Here is a 23,578-nt window from a genome sequence, read left to right as displayed (position 1 = left end):
ACTCCGCAGACGAGGACGATCCGGATCGGGAGGATCCAGGACGACTACCTGCGCTTCGGCTTGGACGTGGCGTCGGCGGGCACGGCGCCCGCGACCAGGATCTCGATGAAGCCGCGCACGTAGGTCTCGGCTGCGATGGGCGAGGGATCTTGGCCCGCCATCGAGACCTCGAGGTGCACGAAGCTGAAGAGCGCGCCGAGCATCGCGCGCGCCATCACGTCGACGTCGATCGCGCGCACGCGACCGAGCTTGCGCTCGGCGTCGAGGTACGCCGCGAGCTTCCGGCGCGCGACGATCGGCGGCGCGGTCTCGAAGTCGCTCATGCGCCGGTGCTGCTCGCCCATCGCCTGCTGCATGAGGATCGAGGGCATGATCAGCCGGAAGAGCGCGACGATCTCGAGCGCGATCTCCTCGAGGTTCTCCCGGAACGTGCGGGTGCCGACGCGCGCGGGGAGCTTCGCGATCCAGCCCATCTCGGCGATCGGGACCGGCGCCATGCACGCGAAGAAGAGCGCGTCCTTGGTGCGCCAGCGCTTGAAGATGCTGCCCTCCGACACGCCCGCGCGCGCCGCGACCTCGGCGGTCGTCGCGCTCGGGCCGCGCTCGAGGAACACCTCGCGGGCGGCTTCGAGGATCGCGTCGTCGGAGATCGTGGTCGGACGGGCCATGTCTCGTGAGCGGGGGAGGCTCGCAGGTGGGCGGAGCGGAGTGCTAGGGCGGGGCGTTCGTGAGTGGGTGCTCACTTATTGATGGCGTGGGGGACGGGCGTCAAGGGGGCTTCGCGTCAGCGTCAGCGTCAGCGTCAGCGTCAGCGTCAGCGTCAGCGGTCAGCGTCAGCGTCAGCGTCAGCGTCAGCGTCAGCGTCAGCGTCAGCGTCAGCGTCAGCGTCAGCGTCAGCGTCAGCGTCAGCGTCAGCGTCAGCGTCAGCGTCAGCGTCAGCGTCAGCGTCAGCGTCAGCGTCAGCGTCAGCGTCAGCGTCAGCGTCAGCGTCAGCGTCAGCGTCAGCGTCAGCGTCAGCGTCCAGCGTCAGCGTCAGCGTCAGCGTCAGCGTCAGCGTCAGCGTCAGCGTCAGCGTCAGCGTCAGCGTCAGCGTCAGCGTCCGCGTCAGCGCCAGCGTCAGGCCGAAGACGGTCTCGATCGGTGGCCGGAGAATTCCCGCTCGGGGGTCTCGAGCGTGCCGACGTGCTCGACCGCGTCAACGATGACCGCTTCGCGGTCACCCGTGCTCGCCTCCTCCGCTTCGCTCCGTGCGGCTCCGCGCGGGCGCTTCGCGTCGTTGACCCGGTCTGCGCGCGACGGCGGGAGGCGGGTGCCCCGAGTCGGGCGAAACGGAGGACGAGATGCTGAAGATCACGGAGAACGCAATCGAGTGCTGTCGCGATGTGAGCCGCATCGCGAAGCAGGTCGCGAAGCACGACCGATCGCTCGCAGATCAGCTGCGTCGTGCGATGGCGTCGGTCGCACTGAACGCAGCCGAGGGCAGTGGCGCTCACGACGGCAACGGGCGGATGCGGCTCCGAACCGCGCTCGGAAGCGCGCGCGAGGTCGATGTCGCACTGCGCGTGGCCGAGGCGTTCGGATACGTCGACGCGCTCGACGCGAAGCTGATGAACCGACTCGATGCGCTCTGCGCAGTGCTCTGGAAGCTGACGCGGTGAACCGAATGTGCGGCGGCCGGGCAGTGCTCAGCCGCTGCACTCGTTCGCGACGAGCATCGCCGACCGCTCGTGCGAGCAGAGCCGCGCGACACTGCTTCGTACACGCCGACGCCGACGCCGACGCCGACGCCGACGCCGACGCGGACGCCGACGCTGACGCGGACGCCGACGCGGACGCTGACGCCGACGCTGACGCTGACGCTGACGCGGACGCGGACGCTGACGCCGACGCTGACGCTGACGCGGACGCGGACGCTGACGCTGACGCTGACGCTGACGCCGACGCCGACGCCGACGCCGACGCCGACGCCTCGTCCTGCGCAGCGCGCCGACAGCACTCGAAAAAGCGCTATCGTCCGCGTCCCATGACGCTGGACGCCGCGCACGCACCGCTCGCGAAGCACGTGAAGGGCGCGCGCGATCCCGACGCGCTGCTCGAAGGATTCCTCGCGTACGCCGAGGAGAAGAAGCTCTCGCTCTACCCCGCGCAGGAGGAAGCGATCCTCGAGCTCTTCGCGGGCAAGCACGTGATCCTCGCGACACCCACGGGCTCGGGGAAGTCGCTCGTCGCGAGCGCGCTCCACGCGAAGTCGATCGCCGACGGGACGCGCTCCTTCTACACCGCGCCGATCAAGGCGCTCGTCGGCGAGAAGTTCTTCGCGCTCTGCCGCGAGCTCGGGCCCGAGAACGTCGGGCTCATGACCGGCGACGCGAGCGTGAACCGCGACGCGCCGATCGTGTGCTGCACCGCGGAGATCCTCTCGAACCTCGCGCTCCGCCAGGGCGACGAGACCGGCGTCGCGTCGGTCGTGATGGACGAGTTCCACTACTACGGCGATCGCGATCGCGGCGTCGCCTGGCAGATCCCGCTGCTGCGCATGCCGCGCGCGCAGTTCCTGCTCATGAGCGCGACGCTCGGCGACACGAAGGTCTTCGAGCAGGACCTGAAGGAGCGCACCGGCCGCGACGTCGTGACCATCCGCTCGATGCAGCGCCCCGTGCCGCTCGAGTGGGAATACCGCGAGACGCCGCTCCACGAGACGCTCGCCGAGCTGATCGCGAAGAACCGCGCGCCCGTCTACGTCGTGCACTTCACGCAGCGCGGCGCGGCCGAGCACGCGCAGGACCTGATGAGCGTCGAGATCGCGAGCAAGGACCGCAAGCACGAGATCAAGGAAGCGCTCCACGGCTTCCGCTGGGACACGCCGTTCGGCAAGGACCTCGCGCGCTGGGTGAAGCACGGCGTGGGCGTGCACCACGCCGGCTTGCTCCCGAAGTACCGGCTGCTCGTCGAGAAGCTCGCGCAGAAGGGCCTGCTGCCCGTCATCTGCGGCACCGACACGCTCGGCGTCGGCGTGAACGTGCCGATCCGCAGCGTGCTCTTCACGCAGCTCTGCAAGTTCGACGGACAGAAGACGTCGGTGCTCACCGTGCGCGACTTCCAGCAGATCGCGGGCCGCGCCGGGCGCAAGGGCTACGACGATCGCGGCTGGGTCGTGGCCCAGGCGCCCGAGCACGTGATCGAGAACAAGATCGCGCGCGAGAAGGCGCAGGGCGATCCCAAGAAGCAGAAGAAGCTCGTCACGAAGAAGCCGCCCGAGAAGGGCTATGCGCACTTCGATGAACAGACCTTCGATCGCCTGCGCAACGGCGAGCCCGAGCGCCTCGAGTCGCGCTTCAAGGTCTCGCACGGGATGATGCTCGCCGTGCTCCAGGGCGCGTGGGATCGCCACGGCGACGGCTGCCGCGAGATGCGCGCGCTGATCCGCGGCTCGCACGAGTCGCGCACCCGGAAGTTCCATCACGCGCGCCACGCGATCGCGCTCTATCGATCGCTGAAGGAAGCGGACGTGATCGAGATCGATCGCGGCGAGATCGCGGTGCACGGCGAGCTCCAGGAGGACGTCTCGCTGCACCAGACGCTCTCGCTCTTCGTGCTCGACACGGTGCCGAAGCTCGATCGCGACGATCCGCTCTATGCGCTGAACGTGCTGAGCGTCGTCGAGTCGATCCTCGAGGATCCCGAGATCGTGCTGATGCGTCAGCTCGACAAGCTCAAGGAGCAGAAGGTCAACGAGCTCAAGGCGCAGGGCGTCGAGTACGAGGAGCGCATGGCCGAGCTCGAGAAGATCGACGTGCCGCGCCCCAACCGCGAGATGCTCGAGGCCGCGCTCGAGGCGTTCTCGAAGGTGCACCCGTGGGTGCCGAAGGACGGCCTCCGCCCGAAGTCGGTCGCGCGCGACATGTACGAGCGTGGCGCGAGCTTCAACGAGTACGTGAAGGAGTACGGCATGGCGCGCTCCGAGGGCGTGCTGCTGCGCTACTTGTCGGACGCGTACAAGGCGCTCGTGCAGAACGTGCCCGAGGCCGCGAAGACCGACGAGGTCTACGACCTCACCGACTGGCTGCGCGCCGTGGTGCGCCAGGTCGACTCGAGCCTGCTCGACGAGTGGGAGTCGCTGAAGGATCCGGAGCGCGTGGTCGATCGCGCCGAGCATCCCGAGCGCGGCGTCGAGACCGCGGACATCACCGCGGATCCCAAGGCGCTCACGGTGCTGGTGCGCAACGCGATGTTCCGCTTCGTGCGCGCGCTGTCTCGTCGTGCGTTCGGCGAGGCCGCGGCGATGGTGGTCGCGCCCGACGGCGATCCCGCGTGGACCGCGGAGTCGATCGCGCAGGAGCTCGTCGACTTCGAGGTCGAGCACGGCGCGGTGCGCCTCGATCCCGCGGCGCGCGCGCCGCGACACACGCGCATCGAGAAGGATCGCGACGTGTGGCGCGTCGAGCAGACGCTGCTGGATCCCGAGGATGCCGGCGACTTCTTCGTGGATGCGCGCATCGATCTGCCGCGCAGCCGCGACGAGGGCGATCTCGTCGTCGAGCTGCGAGGAATCCGCCGCGCGTGAGCCGGGACGCGGAGGCGTGTCCGCCCGGACGCGCCAACTATTAGGAATTGCCCACGAATCAGCGAACGAATCGGGGCTGTGATCGGCGCTCTGCGTGCATATGGGACGCGCATCACCATGCGCGCCCTCGCCCTCGCCTCCGCCGCCCTCGCGCTCGTCGCGTGCGGGGCGCGATCTCCTGCGAACGACCCGATCGCGACCCCGGCGCCCGAGCGCGGTTGGCTGGTGTGGAGCGAGGCGCGCACGACGTGGATCGACTCGGACGGCGAGGCGCACGCCGAGCGCCCCGGGCTCGTGATGGCGGCGGGCACGTCGCTGGTCGCGATCGAGCGCGAGCGGGAGACGATCGTGCTCCCGACGTGCGATCAGCTCGAGCAGGACGACACCGGCGCGCCGGGCGGGGACCAGGGGACGCGCACGCGGCTCGTCGCGGTGGAGGTCGCGACCGGAGCGCGGCGCGTGCTGCTCGAGGCGCTCGACGCGGAAGGGCTCGCGTCGCTCGAGCACGACCTCGTGCCGGTCGCGAGCCTCGGTCCGTGGCTCTTCGTGCGCGAGCGGGCGGAGCGCTTCGCGTGCGGCGCGCACGGCGACGTGGAGGTCGCGATGCGGGTCATCGACGTGCGCACCGGCTCGCGCGCCGAGCTCGAGCTCGGGCCCACCTCGGATCTGCGCGCGCGGGCGCGCGACGCGCTGCTCGCCGAGGGCGAGGGTGCGATCGAGACGCCGCTCGAGCTCGAGGATGTCGAGCCGGTCGCGAGCGTGCCCGTGTTCGACGCCGGGCACGTGGTGATGGATCACGTCTTCGTCGCCGAGGCCTGCTACGCGTGCGGCGACGGAGAGTGGTCGTCGTACACCCGCGCGACGACGATCCGCGACCCGCGCGTGCCCGCGGCGATCGCGGAGGACGCGGCGCTGCCCGAGCCCGTCGCACGGTGGATCGCCGCGCATCCCGGCGCGCGCGGGATGTCGGTCGCGCCGGCGTCTCGGCTCTCGCTCTTCGCGGGTCAGGGCGGGGCGGACGCGAGCGCGGCGGTCGACGGCGAGGACGCGACGGCGAGCGCCGAGGCGACGGGCGATCCCGGGGCCGCGAGCGCGAGCAGCTGGTAGTCGGGCAGGAACTCGAACCGCGCGACCTGGGTCATGCCGCGCGCACGCGCACCGTCCCAGAGCGCCTGCTCGTGCTCGAAGTGCGGCGCGAAACGATCGGCGCGCGACGAGACCACGATCACGACCGAGGGCGACTCCGCGAGCACCGGCTCGGCGTCGCGACGACCGGTGCGCGCGATGCGCGGCTCGTTGAGCCCCCAGGTGTCGAGCACCGTCCACTGCGAGAAGTACGCGATCGCGCCGACGTCGAGCGCAGCGACCACCGGGCGATCGATCGTGTCGCCGAGATCGTGGAGCGCGCGACCGATGCGCGCGTGCGCACGCTCGATGCCCGCGCCGTAGTCGCGCTTCTCGGCGAGGCTGCCCGGCAGGTGCGGCGCGCTCGACGCGAACGCGGAGATCGCGACGATCGACGCCACCGCGGCGGGGCTCCACGCGCGCTCGAGGGGCGCGCAGAGCCAGCGCGCGATGCGCGCGACGCCGAGCCCGGCGGACGCGGCGAGCACCGGGACGATCGGGAACGGATAGCGGAAGTCGAAGCCCATCTCGTGCGCGGGCACGAAGAAGAAGAGCCACACCGCGAGGGCCGCGACGATCAGCGGCACGAGCGCGCGACGCGCGGTGGCGACGCCGATCGCGACCGCGATCCCGACTTCGACGCGCTCGATCAGCAGCGCGCGCGCGAAGCCGAGCGCCTCCTCGGCGCCCGCGAACGTCGTGCCCGGCAGAGCCGCCTTCACGTAGAACGGCAGCGGAAGCCAGAGCCCGTAGTAGCGAGCTCGCCACGCGAAGTAGATCGCGCCGGGGATCGCGTGCAGCACGAGCACCGACGCCGCGAAGCGCGCGCGTGAGGAGCGATCGAGCCGCACCAGCGCGAGCATCGACGCGAGCGCGACGAAGAGGTTGAGCTCGGGGCGCGCGAGCGATGCAGCGAGGCCCAGCGACGCGGTCGCCGCGGTGAGCGCAGTGGACGCGCCACCCGCCTCGATGGTCTCGACCAGCGCGAGCGCATACGCGGCGACGAGGCAGGTCGCGAGCGCGGTCTCCATGCCTGAGATCGCGTGGATCGCGGTCGCGGGCCACGCCGCGATCACGAACGCGGCGGAGGCGCTCGCGAGCGCGGGCGAGCCGTGCCGCGTGATCTGCGCGAGCCGCCACGCGAGCCGCGCGACGAGCGCGATCGCGAGCGCCATCGCGAGCACGCCGAGCACCTTCGGCGCGAGCACGCTCGTCGCGCCGAAGCCGCGCGCGATCGCGAGCACCGCGACCCAGAGCGGGCTGGTGTAGCCCTCGGCAGGAGGGGCACCGACGTTCCACGTCGGACCGATGCCGCGCGCCACGTGATCGGCGTAGCGCAGCAGGATGAACGTGTCGTCGACGGTGAAGGTCCAGTACGCGACGACGAGCGCGAGCCACGTGATCGTCGCGACGCCCGCGAGCGCCGCGCTGATCACGACCGTCGTCGTGGACGTGTCGCGCATCGCGTGTGCGCGTGAGCGTACGTCCGGGGACGCCGATCCCCAACGGGGCACGGCGCGACGTGATTCAGAGCCGCATCGCGATCGAGAGGGCCACGCCTCCGAGCATCACCGCGGCGACGAGCGCGCTGAGGGACGCGCTCCGCGCGGCGCTCGCGAGCACTTGCTCGGCGGCCTCGTCGCGATCGCCGAGCACGAGCCGCGCGCCCTCCGGCCACGCGCAAGCGCCCGCGCGCGGTCCGAGGCGCGCGAGCGCGGCCGAAGGCAGCGCGATCGCGACCTCCGCGCCATCGACGGGCCGCGATTCGCTCGGCACGAGCAGCGGCACGTCGGTCGGCAACGCGATCACGACGGAGCCGTCGAGCGACACCACGCGCCCGGCGCCGGTCACGTTCGCCGACGTGCGCCCGCCCTCGACGTACGCGCCCTCGTCGAGGCGGAGCCTGCCGGCGAAGAGCACCACCTGCGTAGGGTCGACCTCGGACCCGCCCCAGCGCGGTGCGTCGAGCGCGCGAGCCTGCGCCATCGCGCGCGACATGCGCCGGCTCCACCACGCGAGCGCCGCGAGCGCGACGAGCACCATCACGAGCGACTGCGCGCCGGCGCGCGTGGCGATGCGATCGAGCGTCGAGTCGTCGAGGCGCACGCCCTCGTCGTCGATGACCGCGACGTAGTCGTCGACGCGCAGTGCCCAGCACTCGACGCCACGAAACGTCGTGCGCGCGACGCGTGTCAGCTCGATGTCCAGGCGTCGATCACGCGGGACCTCGATCCGCCCCGCGCCTCCGCCGTCCGCGGTGCGCACCACGACCGTGTCGCGCTCGAACGTGACTTCGATCCCGTGATCGCCGGGGAGCGTCGTCGTGCCTCTCACCCAGGGCGCACCACGCCACAGCGTCTCGCTGCCGATCTCGCGGTGCACCATCGGCGCGGGCGTGAGCGCCGCGGCGAGCAGCGCGAAGCCGAGCGCGAGCGCAGCGGGCACCACCAGCACGACGATCCGCTGCAGCCCCTGCGTCACGCGCGTGTCGGGCGCCCCGTCGAGCGCTGCGCGCTGCGACGCGTCCACGTATGCGCGCGCGAGCACGATCGCGCCGATCGGCATGACGATCGCGACGCAGGCCCACGCCGCGATCAGGCTCTGCACGGACTCCACCGCGACCACGATCGACACCGCGATCCCGACCAGCCCACCGAGCGCCGCACCATCGCGCAGCATTCGCGCCGCGCCGCGACGCACCGCGAGCTCGAACGCGCGCACCATCGCGGCGAGCGCTCCTTCCGCGCGATCGAGCAGCGCGAGCGGCGCGAGCGCGAAAGGCGCCATCACCGCGCCGAGCACGACCGGCATGAGCAGCCCGAGCGCGTGCCCGGCCGCGCCGTCTCCCGCGATGCCGTGGCCCGCGAACGACGCGATGATCAGTGGGATGGTCATCGCGATCGCGAGCGCGCCCGGACCGAACGCGCCGCGCCGTGCCTCGCGCGAGCCGCCCGCGAGCGCGAGGGCCGAGCCGAGCAAGAGTGCGGTGCGCGGCGGCGTGAGGACGAACGCGAACGGGCACGTCACGAGCGAGAGCGCGACCGCGAGCGCGTCCTTCGCGACGGCACGGCGCAGCTCGCCTCGCTCGCTCATTCGCCTGGGATCATGCGCGATCTCGGGCATTCGGGCTCGATTCGTTCGCACGCGACGATTGCGTTCGCAACGGGAACGCGACTACGTTTCTTCCGGGGAAGCCGAGATGCAGAGGGAGTCGCTCGCGCGTGGGTTCCGCATCACGACGAAGGTCGGCGCGCTCACGCTGGAGCACGAAGCGCCGGGCGTCGCGCTGCTGCGCGTCGAGCGCGCCGCGACCGGCGAGACGATGGTCCCGGTGTTCGAGGCGCTCGAGCCGGTGATCGCGCGGCACGGATCGATCGTGGTGTTCATCGATGGCGAGGCGCTCGAGTCGTACGACACCGACTGTCGTCGTCGGTGGACGAGCTGGCTGAGCGAGCACCGCGGCAAGGTCGTCGTGCACGTCCTCGTGCGCTCGCGGCTCCTCCAGATGGGCGTGAACCTCGTGAACCCGCTGATCGGCGGGTTCATCGTGTCGCACTCGGAGCGCTCGTCGTTCGAGGCGGAGCTGCGCAAGGCGCGCGTGCGCTCGCGTGATCACTCCGCGGCTTCGCGCACCGGGGTCTCGGCCATCGGCTCCGAGGGCGCGGGCTCGCTCGGCTTCGCGCGGCGCGCCTTGCGGCGATCGATCCATCCCGCGAGCAGCACGTAGAGCACCGGCACGACGAAGAGCGTGAGCAGCGTCGAGACGGTCAGACCGCCGACGACCGCGCGCCCGAGCGGCGCCCAGATCTCCGCGCCGTCGCCGGTGCCCAGCGCGGGCGGGACCATGCCGACGATCGTCGTGAGCGCGGTCATCAGGATCGGCCGCAGGCGCGTGCGCCCCGCCTCGAGCGTGGCCTCGACGAGATCGACGCCCTCGGCGCGACGCCGCTTGAGCACGTCGATCAGCACGATGCCGTTCGCGACGACGATGCCGCCGAGCAGGATCACGCCGACGAGCGCGGTGACCTGCAGCGAGGTCCCGGTGACCGCGAGCGCGAGCACCACGCCGATGATCGCGAGCGGCACCGTCGCCATGATCACGAGCGGCTCGAGCAGCGACTCGAACTCCGCGGCCATCACCATGTAGACGAGCGCGAGCGCGGCCCCGAGCGCGAGCGCGAGCTTGAAGAACGCATCGCGCAGATCCGCGGCGGCGCCGCCGATCTCGGTGCGGATACCGCTGGGCACGCCGAGCGCGGCGATGCGCTCCTCGATGCGGGTGGTGAGCGTGCCGAGATCGGCCTCGCCCATCGAGATGAACACGGTCGCGTAGCGACGCTGGTTCTCGCGCTCGATGTCGGTGGTGCCGAGGCGATCGCCGACGCGCGCGACCGAGCCGAGCGGGATGGTCGCGCCGGTCGCGAGCGGGATCGGCAGGTAGCGCAGCGCGTCGAGATCCTCGCGGTGCTCGCGGGCCGCGCGCACGCGGATGGTGTGCTCGTCGCCGCCCTCGCGGAACGCCGTCGCAGGCACGCCCTGGTAGTACGCGGCGATCGCGCCCGCGACCTGCGCCGGCGCGAGGCCGAGCACCCGCATGCGCTCGCGATCGAACTCGACCTGCAGCTCGGGGCTGCCCTGCCCCATCGAGAAGCGCGCGTCGCGCACGCCCTCGACGCTCGAGAGCTCGTCGCGCAGCACCTCGCCGAAGCGACGCACGTCGCCGAGATCGTCGCCGAAGATCTTCACCTCGACGTCGCCGCCCGCGCCGCCGCCGATCGCGAGCGTCTGGATCTCGATGTCGAGCCCGGGGATGTCGGCGAAGCGCTCGGTGAGCGCGCGCTCGATCTCCTGCTGGCTGCGCTCACGCTGATCACGCGGCGGCAGGCGCACCCGCATCGTGCCGGTGTTCGCGGTCGCGCCGAAGATCGCGGAGATGCCCTGCGCGGTGCCGAAGTCCGCGGTGACGACCTGGAGCTCCGGCACCTCGTCGCGGATCACCTGCTCCACGTGCTCGACGCGGCGGCGCATCTCGGAGAGCGAGATGCCGGGCGCGGCCGTGACCTCGATGCGGATGTCGGCGACGTCCGAGTGCGGCAGGAAGTCGCGGCCGAGGAAGGGCACCACCGCGCACGACGCGACGAACGCGACGCTCGCCATCACGACGACCTTCCACGGGTTCCGCGTGCACCACACGAGCCCGCGCTCGTACGCCGGTCCCATCGCGTCGATCCACGCGGTCGCGCGCGTCAGCGCCTTCGCGAAGCGCGTCGTGTGATCGGTGCCGAGCATCTTCGCGCTCATCAGCGGCACCAGCGTCACCGCGACGACGAGCGACGCGAGCATCGACGCGCAGATGGTCAGGACCATGTCGCGGAAGAGCTCTCCCGCGATGCCTTCGACCAGGAGGATCGGGAGGAACACGACGACGGTCGTCAGCGTCGCGGCGACGATCGGCATCGTCATCTCCTCGACCGCCATCGTCGCCGCCTTCGCGGGGTCGATGCCCTTCTCGATGTTCTGGAACGTCGACTCCAGCACGACCGTCGCGTTGTCGACGATCATGCCGATCGCGAGCACGAGCCCGGCCATGCTGACGAGGTTCAGCGTCACGCCGAGCGCCGACATCGCGACGAACGCGACGAAGATCGAGGCCGGCACCGCGAGCACGTTGATCAGAGACGCGCGCCAGCTGCGCAGGAAGAGCAGCAGCACGATCGCGGTGAGCCAGAACGCTTCGTTCGCCGAGTCACCGAGGTTGCCGATCGCGCGGAGGATCGACTCCGCCTCGTCGAAGAGCGGCGTGACCTCGACGCCCTCGGGGAGCTGCGCGCGCAGCGCGGGCATCGCGTCGTGCACCGCGCGCGAGACCTGCACCGTGTTCGCGTCGCTCTGCTTGCGCACCGCGAGCAGCACCGCGGGATGACCGTCGGCGGTCACCACGCGCGTCTGCTCCTCGAACGTGTCGACGACCTCCGCGACCTCGCGCAGCAGCACCGGGCGCCCGCCGCGCGCGCCGACGATCACGTCCTCGATCTCCGCGACGCTGCGGAACGTCGAGGTCGGCTGGATGAAGAGCAGCTGCGTCCCGTCGTCGACGCCGCCCGCGGGCACGATGGCGTTCGCGGCGCGCAGCGCGTCGACCACCTGCGAGGGCGAGATGCCGTTCGCCTGCAGCCAGATCGGATGGAGGCGCACCTGGATCTCGCGCGCGAGGCCGCCGATCACCTCGGCCGCGGCGACACCTGGCTGGCGCGCGAGGAAGGGCTGGATCTCGTCGCTCGAGATCTCGCGCAGCCGATGGGCGTCCATCGGGCCCTCGACCGCCATGAACACGACCGGCGCGAGCGATGGATCGAACGCGAACGTGAGCGGGCGCGTGGCCTCCTCCGGGAGGAAATCACCCGCGAAGAGCTCGATGTTCTTGCGGACCTCGACCTCCGCGAAGTCCATGTCGGTGCCCCACGTGAAGCTCACGATCACGATCGAGGTGCCGGGGCGCGAGATCGATCGCACGCGCTCGACGTTCTCGACCGAGGCCACCGCGCGCTCGATCGGCGAGGTGACGAGGGTCTCCATGTCCTCGGGGCTCGCGCCCACGTAGTTCGTGACGATCGCGACGACCGGGAACTCGACGTCGGGCAGCCGATTGACCGGGAGGTTGTAGAGCGTGAAGAGCCCGAACCCCGTGAGGCACAGGTAGACCATCGCGGTCGTCACACCGCGACGGATCGACAGCGCCCCCCAGTTCATCCGGGCCCCGCCGCGCTCTCGCCGGCGACGCGGATCGGCGCGCCGTCGCGGAGCAGGTGCTGGCCCTCGACCACGACGCGCTCACCCGCGGCGAGCCCTTCCGCGATCTCGATGCGCTCGCCGTAGCGGACGCCGATGCGCACGTCGCGGCGGCGCGCGGTCTCGCCCTCGGCGACGAACACCACCGCGCGATGATCGGTGTCGGTCTCCGGCGTCATCACGACCGCGCGGCCCGCGATCATCGTCACGCCCTCGCGCCGCGCGAGGACCACGCCCGCGCGCGCGACCATGCCGGGGCGCAGCACGCCGTCGGCGTTGTCGACCATCACCTCGACCATCGCGGTGCGCGTCATCCGATCGATGACCGGCGACACCCGCGAGACCGTGCCGCGTCGCACCACCTCTTCGAGCGCGGGAGGCGCGATCTCGACCTCCATGCCCTCGCGGATGCGCACCCAGTCCTGCTCGGTCACCCGCAGCGCGACCTTCACGCGCGTCGTGCGCACGACGCTGCAGATCGGCATCGTGGGCGCGACCATGTCGCCGTCCTGCACCGCGAGCAGCGCGACGGTGCCCGCGACCGGCGCGCGGATCACGGTGCGCGCGCGCTGCGCGCCCGCGCTTCGATGAGCGGCCGAGACCTGCGCGACCTGGGCCTCCGACGCGCGGAGCTGCGCCGCGAGCGCGTCGACCTGCGCGCGCGGGATCGCGCCGGTCGCGGCGAGGCGCGTGGCGCGATCGAGATCGGCGCGCAGCTGATCGCGCGCCGAGCTCGCCGCCTCGACGGCCGCGCCCGCCTGCGCGACGCCGGTCGCCTGGAGGTCGGCCTCGAGCGTCGCGATGGGATCGCCCGCCTCGACGTGATCGCCCTCCTGCACGTGCAGCACGCGGATGCGCTCGGGCACCTGCGCGAACACGCGCACCTCGACCTCGCCCTGCACGTCGCCGAGCATCGTGACGCGCTCTTCGGCCACGCCCGACACCGAGGGCTCGACCACGACGAGGCGACCACGCTCCGCGACCGCCGGCGCCGCGGCCTCGCTCGCGCCGCACGCCGACGCGAGCACCCCCACGAGAACCACGACCCCCGCGCGCATGACCGGCGAGCGTAAGCGGTGGGGTCGCGACCGGTCCACCCGACCTTCGGGTGGGATCATGAAGAAATGCGAAGGACGTTCACTCGCCCATCGCTTCGATCCACGCCGCGACGCGCGCGACCCCGGCCGTGTCGACCCGTCGCGTGCCGAGCGGAGGCATGCGCCACGTCGGATCGTCGCTCGTGAGGCGCTGGTAGAGCACCGAGCGCTCGGGCGCGCCGGGCGCGACGAGGATGCCCGCTTCGCCTTCGGGATCGCCGCGCTCGGGGCGCTGATCGATCACGTTCATCCACCGCTCGTCGGTGTCGGCGCGCAGATCGATCGCGACCGTCGCGCTGCCGCCCGGTCGATGGCAATGCGCGCACTGCACGTGGAGATACGCGCGCACGTCGTCGGGCTCGTAGGGCGTGTGCTCGTGCTCGAGCCCCTCGCGAGCGAGCGCGCCGATCGCGACCAGCGTCTCGAGCTGCGATGCGGTGCGGCCGGTCGCGGCGTACGCGACGTCGGTGTCGAGCTGCGCGAGCTCGAGCCCGAGGCTCACCCCGGCGGCGTCGACGTGACAGTCGAAGCACTCGTCCTCGCGCGGCACGTCCCAGGTGAGCCCGCCGCGCTCGACGGTGCCGCCCTCGAAGCGACGCGCCTCGGAGCCGGCCTCGTTCCACAGGTACGTCGCGGCGTGCCACACGCCCTGCTCGTCGCGCACCAGGAGCCGCGTCTCGATCGGCTGCGCGCCGGCGCGGAACGTCTTCACCAGCACGCCGCCGGGCGGGAGCACCACGCGTCCTTCGTCGTCGACCTCGAGCCTCTCGTCGTCGGGCAGCGCGACGAAGCGCTCCTTCTCCGCGCCGTCGGACCACAGCGGGACCCGCACGTCGTAGGGCAGCAGCGCCGCGATCGGCGTGGACGATCCGGGCTCGAAGCAGCCGGTGTCGGCGAGCACGTCGGGGAACGTCGCGCGACCGCGGCACGTCGGGTTGGGCTCGCGGCGATCGAGCCCGAGCCGCGGTGGCTCGCACGCGCCGAGCAGCACGACCACGAGGACGAGCGCGCGCCTCACGGCTCCACCAGGTGCACGAGGAGGCAGATCGCGAGCTCGGTCGTGCTCATGGTCCACCCCTCGAGATCGTCGATGCGATCCTCGAGCAGGTCGTCCTCGACGCGCTGCGCGATGCGCGCTCGGAGCGCGTCGATCGACTCGTCGGTGTCGAGCAGCACGATCGTCGGCTCGACGATCTCCGCGGCGAGCTCCTCGTCGCCCTCGGGCATCAGCGCCTCGCGACGCACGCTGCCGAGCGCGTCCGCCGATGCACGATCCACGAGCATCTCGGCGCGCCGCGCCGCACGCCGCGTGCGCTCGTCGCGGAGCACGATCGGCCGCACGACGTCCTCGCATCCCCCGAGCGCGATCACGATCGCCGCGAGCGCGCTCACCTGCACGAACCCGCGACGCGCGATCACGATGCACCTCCCGCGAGGTGATCCGCGAGCCGCGCCGCGAGCGCGACGATCGTGAGCGTCGGGTTCGCGCTCCCGCCGGTCGTGAACACCGACGAGCCCGCGACGTAGAGGTCCTCGACCTCGTGGCAGCGGCAGTCCGCGTCGACCACGCCCTGCGCCGCGTCGGCGGACATCCGCGTCGTGCCCATGTGATGCCCGCCCGGTGCGATCTCGTCGGCGAAGCGCCCCTCGTCGTCGCGCGGTGTCCACACCCGCCCGAGCCCCGCCGCGCCGAGCTCGCGCCCGAGGATCTCCATCGCACGGCGGTACGCGCGCAGATCGTCGTCGCGCACCTGCCAGCGCAGATCGAGGCGCGGAACGCCGAGCGCGTCGACGTCGTCGCGCAGCGTCACGCGGCTCTCCTCGTAGGGCGATTGCTCCGCGCGCAGCGTCATGCGGAAGAGACGCGCATCGCCCGCGCCGCGCCACAGCGCCGCGACGTCCTCGCCGCGCACCTCGCCGGTCTCCGCGCCGACGTCCTGCTCGCGCAGCGTGATCGTGAAGTCGAGCAGCCCTTCGACCTCGCGCACCTCGCGCGAGAGCGCGAGCACACCGCGGATCTCGTCGCCCGCCTCGGTCGCGAGCGTGTCCGCGTAGAAGCCCACGTCGGTGCCGCCGAGCTCGAGCCACGCCGCGGAGTCGTAGAGGTGCGGGTGCTCCATGAAGCAGCGACCGACCCACCCGCTCTCGTTCGCGACGCGCGACGCGAGCAGCATGCGCGCGTTCTCGAGCCCGCCCATCGCGAGCACGTACGCGTCCGCCTCGACCGAGAAGCGCGGCCCGCCGAGCGCCGCGCACGAGAGCCGCGACACACGCGTGCCGTCGAGCTCGATGCCGACGACGTTCGCGTGCATCAGCACGTCGGTCTGCGCCGAGTCTTCGAGCAGTAGCCGGTACTTGCGACCGAAGCGGGTCGGTGGGCTGTAGCGGAACACGCGCGTCGCGAGGCTCCCGCCCGGCGAGGGAAGCAGCGCTCGTCCCGCGCTCGCGGCGAGGCGCTCGGGCGACCACTCGTCGCCGATCTCCACGCGCTCCTGCGCGCGCTCGTAGTACGGCGCGAGATCGTCGAGCCCGATCGGCCACCCGCTCAGCGGAACGTGAGCGCGCGCGGTGAAGTCCTCCGCGAGCAGCGGCATGCACCAGCCCGCCCATCGATTCGTCGATCCGCCGAAGTGGCGCCACCGATGATCGTCGAGGCGGAACGTGCGGATGCCGCTCATCGATCCGTCGTAGAGCGCCTGCGTCGATGGCTCGAGATCCATCGCGCCGCTCTCGAGCAGCAGCACCGAGCGCCCGCGACCGAGCAGCTCGAGCGCGATCGTGATCCCCGCGGCGCCCGCGCCGACGATGCAGACGTCGGCGGACAGATCGGTGCCTTCTTCGAGCGAACGTGCGTCTCGGATCGACATGGTCCTCCTCGGACGACGCGTGACGCGGCGCGCTCGCGCCTGCATCGACCGCAGTCACCGAAGAGGGCCGCGAGCGACCCGGAACCTCTCACGCACGCGCTACGACTGCGCGCGCAGCCACGCGACGACCTCGGGCTCGACGCCGAGATCGCCGTCGCGACGCGGCGCGAGCCCGAGCGAGACGTCGTCGGGGAACCCCACGTGCCCGCCGCGCCCGGTCCACACCACGCGCACGTGCTCGCTGATGCGCGCGAGCCCGGGACGCACCGTCATCTCGGGGATCATCGGATCCGCGTCGGCCGCGACGAAGAGCGCGGGCTTCTCGATCGCGCGCAGGTGCGGGGCGACCGCGGCCTGCTCGTAGTAGTGCTCGGCGCTACGGAATCCGTAGCGCGGCGCGATCACCCACTCGTCCCACTCGAGGATCGTGCGGATGCGCCGCACCTGCTCGACCGGGATCGGCGCGACGCGCGTGCGCTCGCCGTGACGCGCGGCGACCGCGGCGTACTGGTCCTTGAGCCCGCGCAGCACGTGGAACTGGTAGGGGCGTCGATCGAGCCGCTGGATCGCGCGCACGCCCGCGGCGAGATCGATCGGCGGACAGATCGCCGCGACGGCGCGCACACGCGGATGCTCGAGCGCATGCCCTGCGGCCCAGCGCAGCGTCACGTGACCGCCGAGCGAGTAGCCGATCACGTAGAGGCGCTCGTATCCGGCGAGCGCCTCGCTCCGGAGCGCCGCATCGAGATCCTCGGTGAGCCCCGCGTGATAGACGTCCGCGCCCTTGCGATCGGCGCCGCGCATGTGGAGGCGCAGGCACGCCATGCCGGCGTCGAGCACCGCGCGCGCGGCGAGCAGCATGTAGCGGCTCGTGACGTCGCCACCGAGCCCGTGCAGCACGACGACCGCCTCGCGCGCGCCGCCCTCGGGCACCGCGAGCCGTCCGTCGAGCGCGAGCGGCCCCGAGATGGGATCGATCAGCGTCGTCGAGAACGGAACGTCGACGAGTGGACGCTCGGGACGCACCACGCCGCGCACGAAGCTGCCGAACGTCCAGTAGTGCCCGTGCAGCTCGCGCCGGAGGCTCGCGGCGTCGATCGTGCGCGGATCGAACGCGAAGCGCGCGCGCGGCGTCACGCGTCACCTCGCTGCGGCTCGCTGGGCGACGCAGCAGGATCCTGTCCGAAGGTGTCGCGCAGGAGCGCGTAGAGCTCGGGGTGCTTGTCTCGCATCGCCCTCGGTCGTTCGAAGAACGCTTCGGTGGCGACCGCGAAGAACTCCGCTTCGTTCGTGGTCGCGTATCCACGAAGGATGGATCGCCGTCGCTCGATGCGCTGCGCCTCGTCGTGCATGACCGAGAGCCAGGGCGTGACGCTGTTCCACGGCATGAAGCTCGGCACTCCGTCCGCCTGCCCGGTGTCGAAGTCGAGGACGTGCGCGAACTCGTGAACACCGACGTTCAGTCCGTCGCGCGTGTTCGCGAATCCCTGCTCGAGCGCGCGCGCCGAGAAGAGGATCGGCCCCTGCCCGTGCACCATGCCGAGGATGTGCTTGGCGTGGCCCTCTCGGTACTCCTCGTCGAAGGCCTCGTCGTACACGACCACGTCGCGCAGCTTCGGATAGCGGAACCCGCGACGACCGAACACGACGATCACCGCCGACGCCGCGACGAGCACGCGCAGGCGCTCGCCGAGCGCGGCGCCGCGTGGGCCGGTGATCGTCTGCTCGTCGAGGAAGAAGCGCACCTCGTCCTCGAAGCGCCGTCGCTCCGAGGGCGAGAGCCGCTGGTAGTACTCGACGCGCGCTTCGAGCACGGCGCGCATCGACGCGGGGAACGGCGTGCGCGCGAGCGCGCGACGGCGGCGGGTGCGGCGTGTCTTGAGGAGATGGAGCGCGATCGCGACGACGAGCGCGATCACGATCCCGGCGAGCGGACCGAAGCGCAGTCCGAGGAGCAGCCCGAGCGCGGCGCCCACGAGCACCGCGCCGATCGCCGCGCCGCGATCGTTCGAGTCGCTCATTCGAGGCACGCCTCCGGGAGCTCGCACGGGCCCTCGCCGGGGCACGCGTTGGTCGCGAGCGCGCTGCGATCGATCGTCGCCGGATCCTCGTCCTGCAGCGCACAGGTCGGGGCGCGCGGCACGCCACGCAGGCACGCGGCGCGCACGTCGAGCACGTCGAGGTCGAAGCGATCGGTGGTGCACACGCCGCCGTCGCAGCCGTAGACGAGATCTTCCCACTGCGGGCAGTCGAGCTCGTCGTCGCACGCGAGCGGACGGCACGTCGCCTCGTGCACCGTCAGCTCGCCCCCGTCGCTCTCGGTGGCGGCGCAGAGGATCGCGATCGCGCCGGCGCCGACGACCCACTGGTCGCGCTCGCCGCACGCCGGCGGATCGACGGTCGCGGTGCGCGGCTCGACCTCGCAGTCGCCGTGCTCGCACGTCCATCCGACGAGCACGCCCTGGGTGTCGGCGAGCGCGGCGGGAGACTCGGTGAAACAGCCCGGCAGCGCGAGGAGCGACGCGAGCGCGAGGAGCGGGACGACACGACGGATCACCCGATCAGTCTGACCGATCACGGGCGGACCGCGATCGATCACGGCGCGCCCGTGATCGATCGCGGCTCGCCGGCGATCTGCGCTGCGCGCGCATGGAACGCGGCGTGCTCGGCGGCGCGCACCGATGGAGGTCTTCACCATGGCTCGTGCTCGTTCGTCCGCACTGCGCTCTGTCTCGTTCGTCCTCGCGCTGACGTGCAGCGCGTGTGGAGGCGACGACGATGTGAACGAGGACGATCGCGATGCATCGACCGCGACCGACGCAGGACGCGACGCGGCCCTCGAGGTCGAGGAAGACGCAGGCGAGGTCGAGGAGGACGCGGGCGAGATCGCGCTCGACGCGACGGTCGACGCCGGCACCGACGCGTCGACCGGCGACGACGTGCAGGTCGCGACCGCAGCCGATCTCGCGCGCGAGTCCGCCGCCGACTACGCGACGAACACCTACGGTCTGATCACCGGCGCGACGCTCGGGCGCTGGGTGCGCGACTGGGCCGCGACGCGCCCCGCCGCGATCACGGGGGACCTCGTGATCCTCCAGATCGTCCCGACCGGCGCGACGTCGCGCCTGCACGTCTCGCCGGTGTCGGCGGGCGTGCGCACCTACGACGTGCCCCAGGCCTCGCTGCTCGAGGAGCGCGACAGCGGGCTCTCCTCGATCGAGGCGGAGATCCCGCGCGGCGAGAGCACCGACGCGTTCCTCCAGCGTTACCGCATCGATCCGCGGCGCGACCTCGTGGTGTGGGTCTTCGAGCAGCTCCCCGGCACGACGGGCGGCGCCGTGCAGCAGCTCGGTCGCGGCTGGCTCTGGCTCGCGTACTGGGGCACCGAGCCCGAGCACCTCGCGGTGCTGAACGGCACCCTCGACTGGAACGGCACGAACGAAGGCCTGCCGGTCGCCGAGACCGCCGCGACGACGCCCCCCGACGACGGCACCACGCGGGTGAGCGATCTGCGCCGCGATCACACGACGCTCGTGGTGCACGTGGGCGAGCTCATCCCGATCGTGCGCGACGCGGATCCCGCGTACCGCGTGCTCGATGCGCGCGGCGGCGCGGAGGCGCTCGGCCTGCCCAAGGCGACGAACAGCGGTCGCCGCGACTGCGCGAGCTACACCGGCACCGGCACCAACTCGCGTTGCTCGCCGCTCTTCGAAGGACGCATCCGCGGCGCGCGCACCGTGCCGTGGACCCAGCTGCTCACGAACGCCGAGGGTGGCTTCCGGTTCCTCCCGAAGTCGGAGCTGCGCGCGATCTTCGACGCGCAGGCCGCGCTCGCCCCGAACCTCACGTACATCCACTACTGCCGCACCAACGTGCGCTCGATGGTGACCGGCCTCGCGTCGATCCTCGTGCTCGGTCTGCCGACCCGCTGGTACGACGCGTCGTTCATCGAGTGGTCGCACCTCGCGCACGGACCGACGAGCGCGACGCAGCTGCTCCCCGCGGACTCGCCGTGGCGCACCGATCTGCCCGCGCTCACCGAGCACAACCTCGCCACCGGCTACACGCCGGGCGGCAACACGAGCGATCCCGCGATCACGCCGGGCGAGTGGGTCGCGGGCCCGCGCTACAACGTCGACGACGACATCAGCCCCACGCGCCCGGTGATCCGCCCCGAGGCCACGAGCAGCGCGGGCACCATCGAGACCGACCGCGCGTATCTGCGCGCGCGCTGACCTCCGAGACCGGGGCGCGCGTCATCGCATGAGGTGACGCGCGCCCGGTGCTTGACCTCTCCGCGCGAGCGCCGCAGGTAGGCGCGACCCACCGCGGGGAGGACACGATGGAATATCGCCGTCTCGGTTCGAGCGGGGTGAAGGTCTCCGAGCTCTGTCTCGGAGCGATGACGTTCGGCGAGCCCGACGAGAAGTCGTTCATGCACGGCGTCGGCGCGAGCGAGGAGACCAGCTTCGCCATCATGGACGCCGCGCTCGATGCGGGCGTCAACTTCATCGACACCGCCGACGTCTACGGCCAGGACGGCCTGAGCGAGCGCATCGTCGGTCGATGGACGAAGGAGCGCGGTACCCGCGATCGCATCGTGCTCGCGACGAAGTTCCGATTCCGCATGGGCGAGGGCCCGAACGGGACCGGCGCGTCACGCCTGCGCATAGTGCGCACCGTCGAGGACAGCCTGCGTCGCCTGCAGACGGATCGCATCGACCTCTACCAGATCCACATGCAGGACGTGGAGGTGCCCGAGGAAGAGACGCTGCGCGCGCTCGACGATCTCGTGCGCGCGGGCAAGGTGCTCTACCTCGGCTGCAGCAACTACGCGGCGTATCGACTCGTCGAGAGCCTCTGGACGAGCGACGTGCGGCGCCTCGAGCGCTTCGTGTCGCTGCAGGCGCAGTACTCGCTGCTGGTGCGCGATCTCGAGCGCGAGCACGTGCCGCTCTGCGAGAAGTTCGGGCTCGGGATCCTGCCGTGGTCGCCGCTCGCCGGAGGGTTCCTCAGCGGCAAGTACGAGCGCGGTCGGGGCGCGGGCGAGGGATCGCGCTTCGCGTCGTCGCGCTGGACCTCGAGCTTCGCGCGCTTCGACGACGAGCGCGGCTGGCGCACCGTCGACGCGGTGAAGCAGATCGCGCGCGAGCTCGGCACCACGCCCACCGCGGTGTCGCTCGCGTGGTTGCTCGCGAAGCCCACCGTCACGTCGGTGATCTTCGGCGCGCGCACGATCGGTCAGCTGAAGGGCAACCTCGCCGCGACCGGCCTGCGCCTGCCCGCGGACGCGATGAAGAAGCTCGACGACGCGAGCGCGTTCGAGCTCGGCTATCCCTACGACTTCATGCAGCGCATCCAGGGTCGCTGGTGACGCGACGCCCGCTCGACGGAGTGCGCGTGCTCGAGCTCGGCCAGCTCCTCGCGGGGCCCTGGGCCGCGACGATGCTCGGATACTTCGGCGCCGACGTGATCAAGGTCGAGCCGCCGGGCGGCGATCCGATCCGCACCTGGCGCGTGGTCGAGGACGGCACGTCGCTGTGGTGGCGCAGCCTCGCGCGCAACAAGCGCAGCGTCGTGATCGATCTGCGCCGGGACGAAGGGCGCGCGCTCGTGAAGGAGCTCGCGGCGACGAGCGACGTGCTGATCGAGAACTTCCGGCCCGGCACGATGGAGCAGTGGGGGCTCGGCCCCGACGATCTGCGCGCCGCGAATCCGCGCCTCGTGTACGCGCGCGTGTCGGGCTTCGGGCAGACGGGCCCGCACGCGCACCGGCCGGGCTACGCGTCGGTCGCGGAGGCGGTCGGCGGGCTCCGCTCGGTCACCGGGTTCCCCGATCGCCCGCCGGCACGCGCGAACGTGAGCCTCGGCGACTCGCTCGCCGGGATCCACGCCGCGCTCGGCATCGTGATGGCGCTCTACGAGCGCGACGCACAGGGCGGCACCGGACAGACCATCGACGTCGCGCTCACGGAGTCGATCGTGAGCGTGCTCGAGTCGATGATCCCCGAAGCCGATCGCGGCGTGGTGCGCGAGCGCGCGGGCACGACCGTCACCGGCATCGTCCCGTCGAACACCTACCCGACCCGCGACGGCAAGTGGGTCGTCATCGGCGCGAACAGCGAGTCCAACTTCCAGCGCCTGATGCGCGCGATCGAGCGCCCCGATCTCGAAGGGCTGCGCGGCAACCCGGCGCGCGTCGCGCGACAGCGCGAGCTCGACGAGGCGATCGCCGTGTGGACGCGCACCCGCACCGCCGACGAGATCGTGCGCGTGCTCGAGGACGCGGCCGTGCCCGCGGGCCCGATCCAGGACGCGCGCGACCTCCTGCACGATCCGCAGCTGCGCGCGCGCGGCATGCTCGAGCAGGTCGAGATCGACGGACGCTCGCTCACGATCCCCGCGATCGCGCCCAAGCTCGACGGCACGCCGGGACGCACCGAGTGGCCCGGCGGAGCGCTGGGCGCGCACACGCGCGAGGTGCTGCACGAGCGCCTCGCGATGAGCGACGACGCCATCGACGCGCTCGTCGCGCGCGGTGTGATCGCCGAGCAGCGCTCGCCCGCGTAGGGCCCGCACGAGCGCGTATTGTTGGCTCTCTTCAACGAATGAGCAGCACGCGCGCAACTGCGCGCATCACCCGCTCGATCCACGTCCTCCGAGGTCGCACGATCGCGGTGCTCGATGCGCTCGAGGCGCGCGGGCGCACGCCGGTCTCGGGCAGCGGCTCGAACACCTCGATCGGCACGACGATGCCGTCGTCCGAGAGCGAGACCGCGCGGATCGGCGCGTTCGACGGCACCGCGCGCGTGGGCAGATCCTCGAGCTCGAGCCCGCTCACGTCGACGCTGCGCTCCGCGGTGCCCTCGAAGATCGCGCGCACCTCGTGCTGCGCGAGCTTGTGCACGCGCGTCGGGATCTCCTCGGTGTCGAGGTCCTCGAAGCTCGGGTGCGCCGGTGGTCGCGGCGCATCGGGCTCCGACGTCGCCGGAGCGCGGGTGATGGGGTGCTCGCCGGAGTCCTCGGGGGACGCGCCATGCACTGCAGAGCTCATGTCGTCCGAGGTGCGAAAACAACGTGCGTGCCATGCAAAAAGGCACGTATTCGCGCACGGACACCGGAGCCGGGCGCGCTCC

The 23,578-nt window shown here is 71.9% G+C and carries 20 protein-coding genes; 8 read left to right on the top strand and 12 right to left on the bottom strand.

The features are described 5' to 3' along the window. Positions 1–44: 44 nt before the first annotated feature. A complete protein-coding gene (locus I5071_RS06995; RefSeq protein ID WP_236604617.1) occupies positions 45–668 on the bottom strand; it encodes a TetR/AcrR family transcriptional regulator in 624 nt (207 codons plus the stop codon). Positions 669–1,340: 672 nt separating this feature from the next. Here I5071_RS06995 and I5071_RS06990 point away from each other — a divergent pair. The 4 genes from I5071_RS06990 to I5071_RS06975 all read left to right on the top strand — a co-directional run bounded on the left by I5071_RS06990 (position 1,341) and on the right by I5071_RS06975 (position 5,671). Continuing rightward, positions 1,341–1,658 carry a four helix bundle protein gene (locus I5071_RS06990; RefSeq protein WP_236604616.1) on the top strand — a complete coding sequence of 106 codons (318 nt, stop codon included), beginning with the start codon at positions 1,341–1,343 and terminating at the stop codon, positions 1,656–1,658. 69 nt (positions 1,659–1,727) lie between these two features. After that, a complete protein-coding gene (locus tag I5071_RS06985; protein WP_236604615.1) occupies positions 1,728–2,027 on the top strand; it encodes a hypothetical protein in 300 nt (99 codons plus the stop codon). After that, complete coding sequence (locus tag I5071_RS06980) at positions 2,024–4,564, top strand: DEAD/DEAH box helicase (protein WP_236604614.1); 2,541 nt, start codon at positions 2,024–2,026, stop codon at positions 4,562–4,564. The genes I5071_RS06985 and I5071_RS06980 overlap by 4 nt, the downstream gene beginning before the upstream one ends. Positions 4,565–4,681: 117 nt before the next feature. Further along, complete coding sequence (locus I5071_RS06975) at positions 4,682–5,671, top strand: hypothetical protein (protein WP_236604613.1); 990 nt, start codon at positions 4,682–4,684, stop codon at positions 5,669–5,671. Here I5071_RS06975 and I5071_RS06970 read toward each other — a convergent pair. Together I5071_RS06970 and I5071_RS06965 are read right to left on the bottom strand one after the other, a co-directional pair. Further along, complete coding sequence (locus I5071_RS06970; RefSeq protein ID WP_236604612.1) at positions 5,569–7,152, bottom strand: hypothetical protein; 1,584 nt, start codon at positions 7,150–7,152, stop codon at positions 5,569–5,571. The genes I5071_RS06975 and I5071_RS06970 overlap by 103 nt on opposite strands. Before the next feature lie 64 nt (positions 7,153–7,216). Next, positions 7,217–8,782: a hypothetical protein gene (locus tag I5071_RS06965; RefSeq protein ID WP_236604611.1), complete on the bottom strand. Its 1,566-nt coding sequence runs from the start codon at positions 8,780–8,782 to the stop codon at positions 7,217–7,219. Between the two features lie 106 nt (positions 8,783–8,888). Between I5071_RS06965 and I5071_RS06960 the strand changes: the two genes are divergently transcribed. Beyond that, positions 8,889–9,416 carry a hypothetical protein gene (locus I5071_RS06960; protein ID WP_236604610.1) on the top strand — a complete coding sequence of 176 codons (528 nt, stop codon included), beginning with the start codon at positions 8,889–8,891 and terminating at the stop codon, positions 9,414–9,416. Here the strand turns inward: I5071_RS06960 and I5071_RS06955 are convergent. The 8 genes from I5071_RS06955 to I5071_RS06920 form a co-directional block, all read right to left on the bottom strand. Then, positions 9,302–12,439, bottom strand: coding sequence for an efflux RND transporter permease subunit (locus I5071_RS06955; RefSeq protein ID WP_236604609.1), 3,138 nt, complete (start codon positions 12,437–12,439; stop codon positions 9,302–9,304). The genes I5071_RS06960 and I5071_RS06955 overlap by 115 nt on opposite strands. Continuing rightward, the gene (locus I5071_RS06950) at positions 12,436–13,536 is read right to left on the bottom strand and encodes an efflux RND transporter periplasmic adaptor subunit (RefSeq protein ID WP_236604608.1); all 1,101 of its coding nucleotides are present in this window, start codon (positions 13,534–13,536) and stop codon (positions 12,436–12,438) included. The genes I5071_RS06955 and I5071_RS06950 overlap by 4 nt, the downstream gene beginning before the upstream one ends. 79 nt (positions 13,537–13,615) lie before the next feature. Then, a complete protein-coding gene (locus tag I5071_RS06945) occupies positions 13,616–14,593 on the bottom strand; it encodes a c-type cytochrome domain-containing protein (RefSeq protein ID WP_236604607.1) in 978 nt (325 codons plus the stop codon). Continuing rightward, entirely contained in the window at positions 14,590–14,994 is a 405-nt protein-coding gene (locus tag I5071_RS06940; RefSeq protein WP_236604606.1) for a hypothetical protein, read from the bottom strand. The genes I5071_RS06945 and I5071_RS06940 overlap by 4 nt, the downstream gene beginning before the upstream one ends. Then, entirely contained in the window at positions 14,991–16,442 is a 1,452-nt protein-coding gene (locus I5071_RS06935) for an FAD-dependent oxidoreductase (protein ID WP_236604605.1), read from the bottom strand. The genes I5071_RS06940 and I5071_RS06935 overlap by 4 nt, the downstream gene beginning before the upstream one ends. A 99-nt stretch (positions 16,443–16,541) precedes the next feature. Continuing rightward, positions 16,542–17,579 carry a YheT family hydrolase gene (locus tag I5071_RS06930; RefSeq protein WP_236604604.1) on the bottom strand — a complete coding sequence of 346 codons (1,038 nt, stop codon included), beginning with the start codon at positions 17,577–17,579 and terminating at the stop codon, positions 16,542–16,544. Further along, the gene (locus tag I5071_RS06925; protein WP_236604603.1) at positions 17,576–18,463 is read right to left on the bottom strand and encodes a zinc-dependent peptidase; all 888 of its coding nucleotides are present in this window, start codon (positions 18,461–18,463) and stop codon (positions 17,576–17,578) included. Before I5071_RS06925 ends, I5071_RS06930 begins: the two co-directional genes overlap by 4 nt. After that, positions 18,460–19,041 (bottom strand): hypothetical protein, encoded by a 582-nt coding sequence (locus I5071_RS06920; protein ID WP_236604602.1) that lies wholly within the window; start codon positions 19,039–19,041, stop codon positions 18,460–18,462. Before I5071_RS06920 ends, I5071_RS06925 begins: the two co-directional genes overlap by 4 nt. 97 nt (positions 19,042–19,138) lie before the next feature. Between I5071_RS06920 and I5071_RS06915 the strand changes: the two genes are divergently transcribed. From I5071_RS06915 to I5071_RS06905, 3 genes are all read left to right on the top strand, one after another. After that, the gene (locus I5071_RS06915; RefSeq protein ID WP_236604601.1) at positions 19,139–20,677 is read left to right on the top strand and encodes a hypothetical protein; all 1,539 of its coding nucleotides are present in this window, start codon (positions 19,139–19,141) and stop codon (positions 20,675–20,677) included. A gap of 107 nt (positions 20,678–20,784) precedes the next feature. Next, positions 20,785–21,816 (top strand): aldo/keto reductase, encoded by a 1,032-nt coding sequence (locus I5071_RS06910; protein WP_236604600.1) that lies wholly within the window; start codon positions 20,785–20,787, stop codon positions 21,814–21,816. Next, on the top strand, positions 21,813–23,012 hold the full coding sequence (locus I5071_RS06905) for a CaiB/BaiF CoA transferase family protein (protein WP_236604599.1): 1,200 nt from the start codon (positions 21,813–21,815) through the stop codon (positions 23,010–23,012). The genes I5071_RS06910 and I5071_RS06905 overlap by 4 nt, the downstream gene beginning before the upstream one ends. A gap of 31 nt (positions 23,013–23,043) precedes the next feature. Here I5071_RS06905 and I5071_RS06900 read toward each other — a convergent pair whose 3' ends face one another. Beyond that, on the bottom strand, positions 23,044–23,496 hold the full coding sequence (locus I5071_RS06900; protein WP_236604598.1) for a hypothetical protein: 453 nt from the start codon (positions 23,494–23,496) through the stop codon (positions 23,044–23,046). Positions 23,497–23,578: the final 82 nt, after the last annotated feature.

Source organism: Sandaracinus amylolyticus, from assembly GCF_021631985.1.
GTDB classification, from domain to species: Bacteria; Myxococcota_A; Polyangia; order Polyangiales; family Sandaracinaceae; genus Sandaracinus; species Sandaracinus amylolyticus_A.
The sequence above is the reverse complement of the archived record's forward strand: the minus strand, read 5'-3'. Positions and strand labels throughout refer to the sequence as shown.